The sequence below is a fragment of the Mangrovactinospora gilvigrisea genome, assembly GCF_001879105.1.
In the GTDB taxonomy this organism is placed as follows: domain Bacteria; phylum Actinomycetota; class Actinomycetes; order Streptomycetales; family Streptomycetaceae; genus Mangrovactinospora; species Mangrovactinospora gilvigrisea.
Genome location: NZ_MLCF01000071.1, coordinates 15,592 through 31,641, shown reverse-complemented (window position 1 = coordinate 31,641; position 16,050 = coordinate 15,592). Strand labels below are relative to the sequence as shown.

8 protein-coding genes are annotated in these 16,050 nt (G+C 72.1%); 2 read left to right on the top strand and 6 right to left on the bottom strand.

The features are described 5' to 3' along the window. Positions 1-21: 21 nt before the first annotated feature. On the bottom strand, positions 22-5,466 hold the full coding sequence (locus BIV57_RS14295) for a HAMP domain-containing protein (RefSeq protein ID WP_245797664.1): 5,445 nt from the start codon (positions 5,464-5,466) through the stop codon (positions 22-24). 457 nt (positions 5,467-5,923) lie between these two features. On the opposite strand from BIV57_RS14295, the gene BIV57_RS14290 reads away from it, so the two are divergent. Beyond that, a complete protein-coding gene (locus BIV57_RS14290; RefSeq protein ID WP_079170325.1) occupies positions 5,924-8,590 on the top strand; it encodes a SpoIIE family protein phosphatase in 2,667 nt (888 codons plus the stop codon). Between the two features lie 100 nt (positions 8,591-8,690). Then, positions 8,691-10,169 carry a sulfatase-like hydrolase/transferase gene (locus BIV57_RS14285; protein WP_071657170.1) on the top strand — a complete coding sequence of 493 codons (1,479 nt, stop codon included), beginning with the start codon at positions 8,691-8,693 and terminating at the stop codon, positions 10,167-10,169. A gap of 27 nt (positions 10,170-10,196) precedes the next feature. Here the strand turns inward: BIV57_RS14285 and BIV57_RS14280 are convergent, their stop codons facing one another. From BIV57_RS14280 to BIV57_RS14260, 5 genes are all read right to left on the bottom strand, one after another. Beyond that, on the bottom strand, positions 10,197-11,150 hold the full coding sequence (locus BIV57_RS14280) for a LacI family DNA-binding transcriptional regulator (RefSeq protein ID WP_265736994.1): 954 nt from the start codon (positions 11,148-11,150) through the stop codon (positions 10,197-10,199). A 91-nt stretch (positions 11,151-11,241) separates the two neighbouring features. After that, positions 11,242-12,882 carry a glycoside hydrolase family 13 protein gene (locus BIV57_RS14275; RefSeq protein WP_336446406.1) on the bottom strand — a complete coding sequence of 547 codons (1,641 nt, stop codon included), beginning with the start codon at positions 12,880-12,882 and terminating at the stop codon, positions 11,242-11,244. A 39-nt stretch (positions 12,883-12,921) separates the two neighbouring features. Continuing rightward, positions 12,922-13,767 carry a sugar ABC transporter permease gene (locus BIV57_RS14270; protein WP_071657167.1) on the bottom strand — a complete coding sequence of 282 codons (846 nt, stop codon included), beginning with the start codon at positions 13,765-13,767 and terminating at the stop codon, positions 12,922-12,924. Beyond that, positions 13,764-14,690, bottom strand: coding sequence for a carbohydrate ABC transporter permease (locus tag BIV57_RS14265; RefSeq protein ID WP_071657166.1), 927 nt, complete (start codon positions 14,688-14,690; stop codon positions 13,764-13,766). Before BIV57_RS14265 ends, BIV57_RS14270 begins: the two co-directional genes overlap by 4 nt. A gap of 21 nt (positions 14,691-14,711) precedes the next feature. Continuing rightward, positions 14,712-16,004, bottom strand: a complete 1,293-nt coding sequence (locus BIV57_RS14260; protein ID WP_071657165.1) for an extracellular solute-binding protein — start codon at positions 16,002-16,004, stop codon at positions 14,712-14,714. Between the last annotated feature and the right edge of the window lie 46 nt (positions 16,005-16,050).

Here is a 16,050-nt window from a genome sequence, read left to right as displayed (position 1 = left end):
GGCAGGGTGTCCGACGGCCCGTCATTCACCGTTCAGCCAGCGCTCCATCACCTCGAACAAGTGGTCGGTGTCGACCGGCTTGGTGACATAGTCGGAGGCGCCCGCCTCCAGGCTCTTCTCCCGGTCGCCCTTCATCGCCTTGGCGGTGAGCGCGATGATCGGCAGCGTCCGGTACTGCGGCATCCGCCGGATCGCGGCCATCGTGGCGTAGCCGTCCATCTCCGGCATCATGATGTCCATCAGCACCAGGGCGACCCCGGTCTCGGCGTCCGCCTGCTGGAGCATCTCGATGCCCTCCCGGCCGTTCTCCGCGCACAGCACGTCCAGGCCGTGCTGCTCCAGGACGCTGGTGAGCGCGTAGACGTTGCGGATGTCGTCGTCCACGATCAGCACCTTGGCGCCGGACATCCGCGCGGCCACCGCCTTGGCGGCCGGCGTCGCCGCCGCGCTGCGGGCGGCGGGCACGGAGGCCGGCAGGGCCGGCGCGTACGGCGCCTCGGCGGGCGCGTCCGGCTCGGGCGAGGCGGGCAGCACCGGGGCCCCCACCGCGCCGCCCGCCGGGAGCGCCTCCTGCGGCAGCGCCGCGTGGGCGCCGCTGACGTGCTCCTCGCGGCGGCGGTCGGCGTTGCGCCGTACCTCCTGCGTCCAGTGCTCGACCGGGCTCTCGTCGGCGGCGTCCGGCAGCGGCGCGACGGCGCCGGCCGGCAGGCCCGCGGGGACGACACCGACCGGGATCGCGCGCCCGGCGCGGCCCGAGGGGCTGCCGCTGAGCGGGAGGAAGAGGCTGAAGGTGGAGCCGCGGCCGGGGGACGTCTCGACGTGCACCTCGCCGCCGAGCAGCCGGGCGTACTCCTGGCTGATCGACAGCCCCAGCCCGGTGCCGCCGTACTTGCGGCTGGTGCCGCCGTCGGCCTGCTTGAACGGCTCGAAGATGACGTCCAGCTTCTCCGACTCGATGCCGATGCCGGTGTCGGTGACCGCGAAGGCGATCAGCGGGTCGTCGGCCGAGCCGATCGCGCCGCTCTCCAGCATCGCCTCGCGGACCGCCGAGGGGACGTGCGCGGCGCGGCGGATGACCAGTTCGACGGAGCCGCCGGAGTCGGTGAACTTCACCGCGTTGGAGAGCAGGTTGCGCAGCACCTGCTGGAGGCGCTGCTCGTCGGTGTGGAAGGTGGCCGGCAGGTCGGCGGCCACCGACACCTTGAACTCCAGGCCCTTCTCCATGGTGAGCGGCCGGAAGGTGGCCTCCACGTAGTCGACGAGCTGGACCAGGGCGATGCGCGAGGGGCGCACGTCCATCCGCCCGGCCTCCACCTTGGAGATGTCCAGGATGTCGTTGATCAGCTGGAGCAGGTCGGAGCCGGCCGAGTGGATGGTCTCGGCGAACTCCACCTGCTTCGGCGAGAGGTTGCGGTCCGCGTTGTCGGCGAGCAGCTTGGCCAGGATGAGCAGCGAGTTGAGCGGGGTGCGCAGCTCGTGCGACATGTTGGCGAGGAACTCGCTCTTGTACTGGGAGGCGAGGGCGAGCTGGCCGGCGCGCTCCTCCAGGACCTGCTTGGCCTCCTCGATCTCGGTGTTCTTGATCTCGATGTCGCGGTTCTGCCGGGCCAGCAGCGCGGCGCGCTCCTCGAGTTCGGCGTTGGCGCGCTGCAGCGCGGCCTGCCGCGACTCCAGCTCGTCGGAGCGCTCCTGGAGCTCCTCGGCGAGCCGGCGCGACTCGGTGAGCAGCCGCTCGGTCTGGATGTTGACGCTGATGGTGTTGAGCGTCACCGCGATCAGCTCGGCGATCTGGTCGAGCAGCTCCTGGTGGACGCGGGAGATGGCGTTGAAGGAGGCGAGCTCGATGACGCCGAGGATGCGTCCCTCGAAGAGCACCGGGACGACGACGATGTTGGCGGGCGGCGCCTCGCCGAGCCCGGAGGAGATCGTCAGATAGCCGGACGGCGCCTGCTGCACCAGGATCTGCTTCTTCTCCACGGCGGCCTGGCCGATGAGGCCCTCGCCGGGGACGAAGACCTGGCGGCGCGAGTCGCGCGAGTGGCCGTAGGAGCCGACGAGTTCGAGGACCCAGTTCTCGATCTCCTCGCCGGTGCGCTCCTCGCCGTCCGCGGTCTCTCCGACCGCGCCGTCCTCGGGCCGGGCCACGTAGAAGGCGCCCTGCTGGGCGGAGACCACCGGGGTGAGCTCGCTCATCACCAGCTGGGCGACGCCCTCCAGGTCGCGGCGGCCCTGCAGCAGGCTGGAGATGCGGGCCAGGTTGGTCTTGCGCCAGTCGGTCTCCTGGTTGGCCCGGGTGGTCTCCCGCAGGTTGACGATCATCTGGTTGATGTTGTCCTTCAGCTCGGCGAGTTCGCCGGAGGCGTCCACGTCGATGGAGAGGGACAGATCGCCGCGGGTGACCGCGATGGCCACCTGGGCGATGGCGCGCATCTGGCGGGTGAGGTTGCCGGCCAGCTCGTTGACGTTGTCGGTGAGGTCCTTCCAGGTGCCGTCGACGCCGCGGACCCGGGCCTGGCCGCCGAGGCGGCCCTCCACCCCGACCTCGCGGGCGACGCGGGTGACCTCGGAGGCGAACGCGGACAGCTGGTCGACCATGGTGTTCAGGGTGGTCTTGAGCTCCAGCATCTCGCCCTGGACCTCGACGTCGATCTTCTTGGTGAGGTCTCCCTGGGCGACCGCCTTGGTCACCATCGAGATGTTGCGCACCTGGCTGGTGAGGTTCCCGGCCATCTGGTTGACGCTCACCGTCAGGTCGCGCCAGGAGCCGGCGGCGCCGGGCACCTGGGCCTGGCCGCCCAGCCGTCCCTCGGTGCCCACCTCGCGGGCCACCCGGGTCACCTCGACGAGGAACGAGGAGAGCGTGTCGACCATGGTGTTGATGGTGTCGGCGAGCCCGGCGATCTCGCCCTGCGCCTCGATGGTGATCTTCTTGGAGAGGTCGCCGTCGGCGACCGCGGTGGCCACCTGGGCGATGGACCGCACCTGGTTGGTGAGGTTGGACGCCATCAGGTTGACGTTCTCCGTCAGGTCCTTCCACGTCCCGGAGATGCCGGGGACGTGCGCCTGGCCGCCCAACTGGCCCTCGGTGCCCACCTCGCGGGCCACCCGGGTCACCTCGTCGGCGAACGCGGAGAGCTGGTCGACGGTGGTGTTGATGGTCGTCATCAGGGCGAGGATCTCGCCCTTGGCGTCGATGGTGATCTTCTTGGAGAGGTCGCCCTCGGCGATGGCGGTGGTGACGTCCGCGATGGAGCGCACCTGGTTGGTGAGGTTGGACGCCATCAGGTTGACGTTCTCGGTGAGGTCCTTCCACGTCCCCGAGACGCCCTTGACGTCGGCCTGGCCGCCGAGTTGGCCCTCGGTGCCCACCTCACGGGCGACCAGGGTGACCTGGTCGGCGAAGGAGGAGAGCTGGTCGACCATGGTGTTGAGGGTGTTCTTGAGCTCCCTGATCTCGCCCTTGGCGTCGACGGTGATCTTCTGGGAGAGGTCGCCGCGGGCCACCGCGGTGGCCACCTGGGCGATGTTGCGGACCTGCGCGGTGAGGTTGCCCGCCATGTAGTTGACGGAGTCGGTGAGTTCGCGCCACACCCCGGCGACGCCGGGCACCACGGCCTGGCCGCCCAGCTGGCCCTCGGTGCCCACCTCGCGGGCGACGCGGGTCACCTCGTCGGCGAACGAGGAGAGCTGATCGACCATCGTGTTGATGGTCGACTTCAGCTCCTGCATCTCGCCGCGCGCCTCGACGGTGATCTTCTGCGAGAGGTCGCCCTCCGCGATGGCGGTCGTCACCTGGGCGATGTTGCGCACCTGGGCGGTGAGGTTGCCGGCCATGTAGTTGACGGAGTCCGTCAGATCGCGCCAGACGCCGGCCACCCCGGGCACCTTGGCCTGCCCGCCGAGGCGCCCCTCGGTGCCCACGTCCCGGGCCATCCGGGTCACCTGGGCGGCGAACGAGGAGAGCTGGTCGACCATCGTGTTGACGGTGTTCTTCAGCTGCAGCATCTCGCCGGCCACGTCCACGGTGACCTTGCGGGAGAGATCGCCGTTGGCCACCGCGGTGGTGACCATGCCGATGTCGCGGACCTGCCCGGTGAGGTTGTCGAACGCGGTGTTGACGGAGTCGGTGAGGTCCTTCCAGGTGCCGGCGGCGCCCGGGACGTGCGCCTGCCCGCCCAGCTGCCCCTCGGCGCCGACCTCGCGGGCGACGCGGGTGACCTCGGAGGCGAACGAGGAGAGCTGGTCGACCATCGTGTTGACGGTGTTCTTCAGCTGCAGCATCTCGCCGGCCACGTCCACGGTGACCTTCTGCGACATGTCGCCGTCCGCCACCGCGGTGGTGACCTGGGCGATGTCGCGGACCTGCGCGGTGAGGTTGCGGAAGGCGGTGTTCACCGAGTCGGTGAGGTCCTTCCAGATGCCGGCCGCGCCGGGCACCTGCGCCTGCCCGCCCAGCTGGCCCTCGGCGCCGACCTCGCGGGCGACGCGGGTCACCTCGCCGCCGAAGGTGCGCAGCGTCTCCGTCATCGCATTGATCGTTTCTGCAAGCTGCGCGACCTCGCCGCGCGCGCTCACCGTGATCTTCTGCGAGAGGTCCCCGTTGGCCACCGCGGTGGTGACCTGGGCGATGTCGCGGACCTGCGCGGTGAGGTTTCCGGCCATGAAGTTGACCGAATCCGTGAGGTCCTTCCAGGTGCCGGCGACGCCCGGCACCTCCGCCTGCCCGCCCAGCTGCCCCTCGGTGCCCACCTCGCGCGAGACGCGGGTGACCTCCGAGGCGAACGCGGAGAGCTGGTCGACCATGGTGTTGACGGTGTTCTTCAACTCCGCCATCTCGCCGGCCACATGGACCGTCACCTTGCGCGACAGATCGCCCTTGGCGACCGCCGTCGTCACCAGCGCGATGTCCCGCACCTGCGAGGTGAGGCGCATCGCCATCATGTTGACGGAGTCGGTGAGGTCCTTCCAGCTCCCGGCGACGCCGCGGACCTTGGCCTGGCCGCCGAGCTTGCCCTCGGTGCCGACCTCGCTGGCGACCCGCGTCACCTCGTCGGTGAAGTCCGAGAGCTGGTCGACGAGGCCGTTGACGGTGCGGCCCACCTTGAGGAACTCGCCGCGCAGCGGGCGCTCGGCGCCGTCCGCGGCGGCGGGGCGCAGCTCCATCCGCTCGCCCAGGTCGCCCTCGGAGACGGCCTCCAGCACCCGGCCCACCTCGGAGAGCGGGCGGGCGAGGTCCTCGACGAGCTCGTTGGCGGCCGCCACCGAGGAGGCCCAGGTGCCCTCCAGGGGGCCGAGGTCGAGGCGCTCGGTGAGCTTGCCCTCGCGGCCCACCACCCGGCGGACCCGGGACAGCTCGCCGGCGAGATGCTGATTACGCTCCGCAACCTGGTTGTAGACGGCCGACACCTCGGCGAGCAATCCGTCGCCGTAGACCGGCAGACGCCGCCGGAAGTTGCCGTCGCGCATCGCTTCCAGGGCCGCCAGGAGCTTGTTGAGCTGGGCGGCTTCCGACGGAGGCGAGTCCGTCGACCGACCGGTGGAATGCCCGTTCGAGCGCGTGCTGCCCGGAGCCGAGCGTCGTGGTGCACCCGAAGTCACTGCCATTCCTCTCGCACGGTGGGTAGCGGATTCCACAGTGTTCCACCTTGCCGTGGGCTCCGTGTGGAGACTCTCCCCGAAGAAGACTTCCCCGCAAGCTAGTGTGGTCAGCCCCGCACGCCGAACTGGTATATGCGCCCCTTCAGGGGGTTTGGCGGAGCGCATGGACAGCGGTGCGGGCGTCCGGCCGGTCCGGCGGCCCGGAACGCCCCGGGCCTTCGGGGAGTTGTGCCGGTGCGCACGGGGAACGTCCTATCGTGATCGGCGCGGCAGCGGTGGCAAGGAGGGGGGCCGCACCACCGCGGGGAGCGTCCCCCTGCATCCGATGCTGCCATCTACCCCCGGCCTACGACAACGACGAGGTGAACCAGTGATCACCGCTCGGGCCAGCGCGACGTTCGGGCCGGTCGGCCGCTCGGTCGCGGCCGCGCGCGCGTTCGTTCGCGACACTCTGGCCGGCTGGGGCGTGGAGGAGCTCACCGACGACGCCGTGGTGCTCACCAGCGAGCTGGTCACCAACGCCGTGGTGCACGCCGGCACCACGGCCGAGGTGCTCTGCCTGCGCACGGCCGGCGAGCGCGACGGGGTGCGGATCGAGGTCGCCGACCTCTATCCCAAGCGCCGGCTGCAGATGCCCGGCCACCCCGACAGCGGGGGCGCGGCGCCGATGGACGACCCGGAGCGGGAGGGCGGCCGCGGGCTGCTGCTCTGCTCGACGCTCTCCAGCCGCTGGGGCGTGGAGTACTCCCCGGACCGCAAGCACGTGTGGTTCCTGCTGCAGCTGCCGGAGCGCCCGGCGGGCACCCGCGCGGCGGGGCCCGCGCTGCCGGACGAGCGGCTGCCGGCCGCGCCGGAGGAGGTGAAGGTGGCGGTCGTCCAGGTGGACGCGGACGGCACCGTCACCGGCTGGAACCCGGACGCCGACCAGATGTTCGGCCATCCCGCGAAGGACGTGGCGGGCCGGCCCTTCAGCGAGCTGGTGGCCTGGCCGCAGTCGCCGGGGATCTCGCTCGGCCTCGACGAGGCGCTCAAGCTCTCGCGCTGGGAGGGCACTTACGGCGTTCGCGACATTACCGGACGAATCATTCGCGTCTACGGCTCCCATCTGCGCGTGAGAGACACCACAGGACGGCCGTTCACCGTGGCGCTGCTGGTGCGCGAGGCGGAGCGCGCGGTGCTCTCCGGGGGCGCGCGCCCCCGCCCGTCCACCGGCGCGCACCCCGGGACGCCCGCGAAGAGCGGCGCCGCCGCCCACCCCCTGGACGTCGGCGACCTGCTCGACGGCGCCCCGCCCGAGGACCTCGACGGCCTGCTGCAGCGCACCGTGGAGCGGGCCCGCGACGCCCTCGACGGCGACGCCTCCTTCCTGCTGCTCGCCACCGATGACGAGACCGAGCTGGAGGTGCGCGCCACCACCGGCCTGACCGGCTCGCGGCAGCGCTTCGCCCGCGTCCCCGTCGAGACCGGCACGCTGCGCTACGGCAACACCCGGATGCCGGCCGTCCACGACGACCTCGCCGAGGCGCCCGGCGCGGTGCCGATGCTCACCGGCTCGGGGATGCGCTCGCTCGTCACCGTCCCGCTCAAGGTCGAGGGCCGGCTCACCGGCTCGCTCGGGGTGGCCGCCGAGTCCGCGCACCGCTACACCAACGAGGACGCGCTGCGGCTGCAGTTCGCCGCGGACCGGGTGGCACTCGCGGTGGAGAGCGCCCGGCTGACCGAGCTGGAGCGGCTGCGCCGCGACTCGCTCTCCTTCCTGGTGGAGGCCTCCGACCTGCTCGCCGGCACCCTGGAGCGGGACCAGACGCTGGCGCTGATGGCCCAGATGACGGTGCCCACGCTGGCCAGCTGGTGCGCCGTCTACACCACCGACGAGCACGCCCAGCAGGCCGCGCTGGAGTACGTGCTGCACGAGGACGAGGACCGCATCGACGGGCTGCGCGCCCTGCTGGAGCGGGTCGGCCCGCCCACCCCCGACCCCGTCCCCGGCCCGCGGATCTGGATGGCGCCGGCGCAGGAGGCGCGCCGGGTGACGGCCCGCTACGGCGCCGACAGCCCGGTCTCCGCGCTCACCGCGGATGCGGTCACCGGCGAGACGGTGGTGCTGCCGCTGCTCGCCCGCAACCGCGTCATCGGGCTGCTCGCGCTGGGCCGGGCGGCGGACGAGCGGATCCGGCAGGAGGTGCTGGAGCTGGCCGACGAGCTGTCCCGGCGGGCGGCGCTGGCGCTGGACAACTCCCGCCTCTACTCGGAGCGCACCGCGATCAGCCAGGCGCTGCAGCGCAGCCTGCTGCCGCCGGAGCTGCCGCGGGTGCCGGGCGTCGAGGTCGAGGTGATCTACCGGGCGGCCGGGCAGGGCAACGAGGTCGGCGGCGACTTCTACGACCTCTTCGAGATCAGCCCCGGCAAGTGGGGCATGGCGATCGGCGACGTCTGCGGGACGGGCCCGGAGGCGGCGGCGGTCACCGGGCTCGCCCGGCACGCGCTGCGGCTGCTGGCGCGGGAGGGCCTGACGGGCCCTCAGGTGCTGGAGCGGCTCAACGCGGCGATCCTGGACGAGGGTTCGCGCAGCCGCTTCCTGACGCTGCTCTACGGCGAGCTGGAGCTGCTGCCCAGCGGGCACGCCGAGCTGAAGACCGTCTGCGCGGGGCATCCGCTGCCGCTGCTGCTCGGCGTCGACGGGCGGGTGGCGTCCGCGGCGCATCCGCAGCCGCTGCTGGGGGTGATGGACGACCTGGAGCTGCACGAGGAGATGGTGGTGCTCTCCCCCGGCGACGTCCTGCTGTGCGTCACGGACGGGGTGACGGAGCGCCGGGAGGGCACCCGGATGCTGGGCGACGACGGCCTGGAGCGCGTCCTCGCCGGCTGCGTCGGCCTGACGGCCGGCGGGGTGGCGGCCCGCGTCGAGCGCGCGGTGGAGCGGTTCGCGGCGGAGCCGCCGTCGGACGACATGGCGATCCTGGTGCTGCGGATGGAGGACGCGCGGGGGTAGCGTCGGCGGCCGCTCTCCGGCCGCGGGCGGCAGAAACGTCCAACAACGCGCGGCGCTTGTCCATGGTCAACTGCGCGGCGGCGCGCCCAGACTGGGTGCCATGCCCAAACAGACCGTGCTGCTGATGACCGACTCCACCCGCTGGGACATGCTCAACTGCTACCGGCAGACCGGGATCCGCACCCCGCACCTGGATCGCCTCGCGGAGACCGGCACCCGCTTCGAGCGCGCCTACACCTGCCAGCCGGTCTGCGCCCCCGCGCGGTCCGCCCTGTTCACCGGCACCTGGCCGCACTCCAACGGCGTCTGGGCCAACAACCTCGCCCCCGGGCTCGACCACCCCACCGTCGGGCAGCGCCTCGCCGACGCCGGCGTCGCCGCCGCGTACATCGGCAAGTGGCACCTGGACGGCACCGACTACTTCGGCAACGGTCGCTGCCCCGACGGCTGGGACGCCGACTACTGGTACGACATGCGCCGCTACCTCGAGGAGCTCGGCGAGGACGAGCGCGTCGCCTCCCGCGCGCCCGGGACCGAGGTCACCGCCGGCTTCACCTACGCCCACCGCTGCTCGGACCGCGCCGTCGACTACATCGAGGCGCACGCCGACGAGGACTTCCTGCTCGTCGTCTCCTACGACGAGCCGCACGACCCGGGCCTCACGCCCGCCGAGTACGCCGAGATGTACGCGGACTTCGGCTTCCCCGTCGACGAAAGCGTCCACGACACGCTGGAGGGCAAGCCGGAGCACCAGCGGGTCTGGGCGGGCGACCGGATCGACGAGGACCGCACCGGCATCCGGCTCCGCAACCCCTTCCTCTTCTCCGGCCAGACCTTCGTGGACGCCGAGATCGGCCGCGTCCTCGACGCGGTCGACGCGCACGCGCCCGGCGCGACGGTCGTCTACACCTCCGACCACGGCGACGCGCTCGGCGCACACCGGCTCACCGCCAAGGGCCCGGTGATGTACGACGAGATCGCCCGGGTGCCGCTGCTGGTGCGGCGGCCGGGGGTGACCGAGCCGGGCAGCGTCAACCCGCATCCCGCGTCGCACATCGACATGACGCCGTCGATCCTGGAGTGGGCGGGGGTGGAGGTGCCGGAGTTCCTGCCGGGCGCCCCGCTGACGCCGGCGCTGGCCGACGCGGACGGGCGGGTCGCGGACGAGGTGTTCGTGGAGTTCGGCCGCTACGAGGTGGACCACGACGGCTTCGGCGGGTTCCAGCCGATGCGGGGCGTCTTCGACGGGCGCTACAAGCTGGTCGTCAACCTGCTGTCGGGGGACGAGCTGTACGCCATGGCGGAGGACCCGGACGAGCTGCGGAACCTCATCGAGGACGAGGCCCACGCGGCGGCGCGGGACGCGCTCCACGACCGCCTGCTGGCCTGGATGGACGAGACGCGCGACCCCTTCCGTGGGTACTACTGGGCGCGCCGCCCCTGGCGCACCGACGCCCCGGCGGCCAGCTGGGCCGGCTCCGGAATGACCCGCCAGCGCCGCGACGACCCGCGCTACCAGCCGCGGATGCTCGACTACGCGACGGGGCTGGAGATGACCGACCACACGCGCGTCAAGTAGCGGTCCGCCGTGCCCGGGCGCCGCGGCCTACCCGGGGACGGCGGCGGTCGAGCCCCGGACCACCAGCTCGGGGAGGAAGACGAACTCGCCGGCGACGCCCTCGAAGAGGGCGCGGACGGCGGCCTGGCCCATCGCGGCGACCGGTTGGCGGATGGTGGTCAGCGGCGGGTCGGTGTAGGCGATCAGCGGGGAGTCGTCGAAGCCGACCACGCTGACGTCCCCCGGGACGGTGCGTCCCATCGCGCGCACCGCCCGGACCGCGCCGAGCGCCATCAGGTCGGACGCGCAGACCACTGCCGTGCACCCCGCGTCCTCCACCAGCTCGCGCGCCGCCGCCTGCCCGCCCTCGACGCTGAAGAGCGACGCCGCCACCGCCGCCTCGTCCGCGGCCGTCCCCAACTCGGCCACCGCGGCGAGGAATCCCTCGATCTTGCGGGCGACCGGCACATACCGCCGCGGCCCGCACGCCAGCCCGATGCGGCGGTGGCCGAGCGCCGCGAGGTGCCGCACCGCCAGCCGCATCGCGCCCCGGTCGTCCGGGGAGACGCAGGGCGCCCGCACCTCCTGCGCGAACCCGTTGACGAGGACGAACGGCACGCCCTGCGCGCTGAGCCGGTGGTAGCGCTCCCGATCCGCCGTCAGATCGGCGTGCAGCCCGGAGACGAAGACGATCCCGGCGACGTCCCGCGCCACCAGCATCTCCACCAGCTCGTCCTCGGTGGAGCCGCCGGGGGTCTGGGTGGCGAGCACCGGAGTGTAGCCGCGGCGGGTCAGGCCCTGCCCGATGACCTGCGCGAAGGCCGGGAAGATGGGGTTGTCCAGCTCGGGGGTGACCATCCCGACCAGCCCCTCGCTGCGCCGCCGCAGCCGCACCGGCCGCTCGTAGCCGAGCAGGTCCAGCGCGGCGAGCACCGACTCGCGGGTGCCGGCCGAGACGCCCGGCCTGCCGTTGAGCACCCGGCTGACGGTGGCCTCGCTCACCCCGGCCTGCACCGCGATGTCCGCGAGCCGGGCCGTCGACGGTGGTGACTGCGGTGACGGCAGTGACGGAGGTGACGGAGGCGACGCCACCTCAGACCGCCCACCAGGCGCAGCAGTCCGCCGGCAGCAGCGTGCCGCCGTCGGACCCCCGCACCGGCTCACCGCCGCCGGAGAGCAGCAGCTCGGCGCCGTCCGGGACGTCCAGCAGCGCGGCCGCTCCCCCGGTGTTCGCGGCGACCAGAACGGCCGGGCCGACGGCCCCCGCCGCCGTCCGACGGGCCATCAGCACCCCCTCCGGCGCGCCGTCCACCCACTCCAGCGCCCCCTCCCCCAGCTGCGGAAGCCCGCGCCGCAGCCGCAGCGCCGCCCGGTACAGCTCCAGCGTCGAACCGGGGTCGCCGTCCTGCGCGGCGACCGACAGCTTGGCCCACTCCGCGGGCTGCGGCAGCCAGCTGGCCGCACCCGGGCCGAAGCCGTACGACGCGGTCGTCCCCGACCAGGGCAGCGGCACCCGGCAGCCGTCCCGCAGCCCCTCCTGGCCGGAGCCCGCGCCGGCGCTGCCGCTGCGGCCGAAGGCCGGGTCCTGCCGCACCCCGTCCGGCAGGTCGACGACCTCGGGCAGGCCCAGCTCCTCGCCCTGGTACAGGTACGCCGAGCCGGGCAGCGCCAGCATCAGCAGCGTGGCCGCGCGGGCCCGGTCCAGGCCGCCGCCCAGCCGGGTGCGGTGCCGCACCACGTCGTGGTTGGACAGCACCCAGGTGGCCGGCGCGCCGACCTCGCCGGTCGCGGCGAGCGAGTCGTCGACGGCCGCCCGGAGCGCGTCCGCGTCCCAGGGGGTCGTCAGATAGGAGAAGTTGAAGGCCTGGTGGAGCTCGTCGGGCCGCACATAGCGGGCGACGCGCTGCTGGCTGGGCGCCCAGGCCTCGGCGACGGCGATCCGGTCCGGGCCGTACTCCTCCAGGATCTTCCGCCACTCGCGGTACACCGCGTGCACGCCGTCCTGGTCGAAGTAGGGGGTGGGGCGCACCCCGAGCAGCTTCACCTGGTCGCGCGCGGCGACGCCGACGTCCGGCAGGCCGGGGGCCTTGACGAGGCCGTGCGCGACGTCCACCCGGAAGCCGTCCACGCCCAGGTCGAGCCAGAAGCGCAGCACCGCGCGGAACTCCTCGCGGACGTCCTCGCAGTCCCAGTCGAAGTCCGGCTGCTCGGGGGCGAACAGGTGCAGGTACCACTGGCCGGGACGGCCGTCGGGGCCGGTGGTGCGGGTCCAGGCGGGTCCGCCGAAGACCGACTCCCAGTCGTTGGGCGGCAGATCGCCGCCCGGTCCGCGGCCGTCGCGGAAGTGGAAGCGGGCGCGCGCCGCCGAGCCGGGCTCCGCCTCCAGCGCCTCCAGGAACCAGGCGTGCCGGTCCGAGCAGTGGTTGGGGACGAGGTCGGTGATGACGCGCAGCCCGAGTTCGTGCGCGTCCCCGATCAGCGCCGCGGCGTCGTCCAGGGTGCCGAACACCGGGTCGACGGCCCGGTAGTCGGCGACGTCGTAGCCGGCGTCGGCCTGCGGGGAGGCGTAGAACGGCGAGAGCCAGACGGCGTCGACACCGAGCTCCGCCAGGTGCGGCAGGCGGGCGCGGATGCCGGGCAGGTCACCGGTGCCGTCGCCGTCCGAGTCGGCGAAGCTGCGCGGGTACACCTGGTAGATGACGGCGTCGCGCCACCACGGGGACTCGATCGTCACGGAGCTGCTTCCTTGTTCGTGTCGCACGTCGGTCGGGGATCAGGACTTGGTGCCGCCGGCCACCAGGCCGGAGACCATGTGCCGCTGGACGAGGAGGTAGACCACGGCGGCGGGGATGGTGATGATCACGGCGGCGGCGGTCATCAGCGCCCAGTCGGGGCGCTGCGCCTCGGCGAAGGTGCCGATGCCGACGGCGAGGGTGAAGTGGTCGGCGGAGAGGAACTGCGAGGCGTAGGCGACCTCGGCCCAGGCCGTCATGAAGTTGAAGAACGCGGTGACGGCGAGGCCGGGGCGGGCCAGCGGCAGCACGATCCGGTAGAAGGTGCCGAACGGGGTGAGCCCGTCCATCTGCCCGGCCTCGTCGAGGCTGACCGGGATGGTGTCGAAGTACCCCTTGAGCATCCAGGCGCAGAACGGCACCGAGATGGTGCTGTAGACGAGGATCATGCCGGGGAAGCTGTCCAGCAGCCCGAGGTCGGTCATCAGCCGGTAGAGCGGCACGATGAGCACGATCATCGGGAACATCTGGGTGATGAGGAAGGACCACATCAGCGGCCGGCGCCCGGGGAAGCGCATCCGCGAGACGGCGTAGCCGGTGGTGGCGGCGAGGAAGACGCCGACCGCCGTCGTCCCGCCCGCGATGATCACGGTGTTGAGGAACCACTTGGGGAAGTCGGAGCGGAACAGCACGTCCGCGTAGTTGCCCAGGGTGCCGTGCGAGAGCACCTGCCCGGGGCTGGCCCACGCCCCGGAGGGGCCGAAGGAGAGGTAGAGCAGCCACAGCACCGGGAAGACGGCGCACAGGCTCGCCACCGCCAGCGTCAGATGGAGGGCGGCGCTCGCGCCGGGGCCGCGCGAGTTGCGGGAACGCTTGCGTGCGGTCACAGCTGCTCCTCCTTCAGCTGACGGCGGCCGTAGAAGATCGAGAACCCCAGCAGGATGAGCAGCACCACGATGCCGTAGGTGGAGCCCATCGAGTAGTTCGCCACCCCGTTGAAGACCAGGTTGTAGCCGTAGGTGACGAGGATGTCGGTGCTGCCGGTGGTGTTCTGGCCGAGCAGCAGGTAGATCACGTTGAACATGTTGAACGTCCAGATGGTGCCGAGCAGGATCACCGTCGAGCTGACGGGCCGCAGCGACGGCAGCGTGATGCTGCGGAACCGCTGCCACGGCGAGGCCCCGTCCATCTCGCCGGCCTCGTGCAGCTCGGCGGGGATGGACTGCAGCCCGCCGAGCAGCGCCACGACCATGAACGGCACGCCCAGCCAGACGTTGACGATGATGACCGCGACCTTCTGCGCGGTCTCGCCGTCCAGCCACGCCTGGCCGGGGATGCCGACCAGCCCGATGATCCGGTTGAAGACGCCGTACTGGCCGTTGAGCATCAGCCGCCAGGCGTAGACCCCGATGAAGTTGGGGACGGCCCACGGCAGGATCAGCGCCAGCCGGTAGAAGATCTTGCCGCGGATCGGGCGGTTGAGGAGAACGGCCAGGCCGACGCCGATGCCGTAGGTGAAGGCCACGCACCCGACCGTCCAGACGATCGTCCAGACCAGCCGCGGGTAGAAGTGGCCGTCGGCCCCGGAGAGCACCTGCCAGTAGTTGTGCAGGCCGACCAGGTGGAACGTCGCCGGGATGTGGTTGGCCCCGATGTTCTTCGCGACGTTCGCCTCGTTGGCGTCGGTGAACGACAGGAAGAGGCCGTAGAGCAGGGGGTAGAGCACCAGGACGGCGATGACGACGACCACCGGGCCGACCATCGCCCAGGCGTACCAGTGCCGCTCCCAGGATCGCCTCAGGCGTTGCATGGCTCGTTCAACTCCCCGCGGTCACTTGGCGATCGTGAAGTCGCTCGGGAGCAGCTTCTTGAACTCGGCGGCGGAGTGGTCCAGTCCGGCCTGCGGCGACTCCTGGCCCTGGAGGATCTTGGTGTAGTCCTGGCCCAGCGGCGTGAAGAGGCTGCCGACCTGCGGGAGCGCGACGCGCGCCCGGGCCGTGGGGAGCACGGCCTGGAAGCCGGCGATGCTCGGCTGCTTCAGCACGGTGGGGGTGTAGGCGGACGTGCGGCCGGGAAGGGTGCCGTTCTTCTCGGCGATGAACGCCTCGCTCGCCGAGCTCGTCATGAACTTGGTGAACAGGTAGGACGCGTCCAGGTGCTTGGAGCCCGCGTAGACGACGAGGTCGTGGCCGCCGGTGGGCGCCTGGCCCTTGCCGGTGGAACCGGCCGGGACGGGGGCGATGCCGAGGTTGGCCTTGTCGGTGAAGGCGGAGCCGCTGTAGTCGTCCGCGGTGGACCACGGGCCCTGGATGACCATGCCGACCTTGCCGGTCTTGAACATCGCCTGCATGTTGTTGTACGAGTTCGCGAAGTCGATCTTCGCGCTGGCCTCGTCGGCGACCTTCTTGGCGGTGGTGGCGGCCTTCACCGCGGCCGGCGAGTTGACGGTGATCTGCTTCTTCGCCGGGTCGGCCAGGTCCGCGCCCTCGCCGAAGAGGAAGGGCAGCATGAAGTACGGGTCGGGGTTGAGGTAGGTGCCGTCGACGCCGGCCCTGGCCTTGAGCTGCTTGGCGTCGGCGATGAACGCGTCCCAGGTGGTCGGCGGCTTGGCGATGCCGGCCTTCTTGAACAGCGCCTTGTTGTAGAGCAGGCCCAGGGTGTCGGTGACCTGCGGGATGCCGTAGGTGGCGCCCTTGTACTGGGTGGTGCCCCAGGCGCCCGGCGCGAAGTCGCCCTTGTCGCTGAGCGCGGCGGTGCCGTCCAGCTTCTGGGCGTAGCCGAGGGAGGCGTACTCCGATATCAGCCCGACGTCGGTGCGGACCACGTCCGGGGCGCCCTTGCCGCTCTGGGCGGCGGACTTGAACTTCGCCTCCACGCTGGCGAAGGCGACGTTCTGGTACTGCACCTTGATCTTGGGGTACTTCGCCTCGAACTGCTTGATGAGGGCCTTGTAGGCGGGCGCCTCGTTCTTGGCGTCCGAGGTGTCCCAGTAGGTGATCGTGCCGGAGACCTGGCCGGGGTTCTTGGCGGCGGTGGATCCGGCGCCGCTGCCGCTGCTGCCGCAGGCGGTGGCGGTGAGGGCCAGGGCGGAGAGGGTGGCCGCGGCGATCAGGGCGCGTCTCATGGTCGTCGTCCTCCGGGTGAGGGTTGCACAGCGGTGGGCAAGCGGG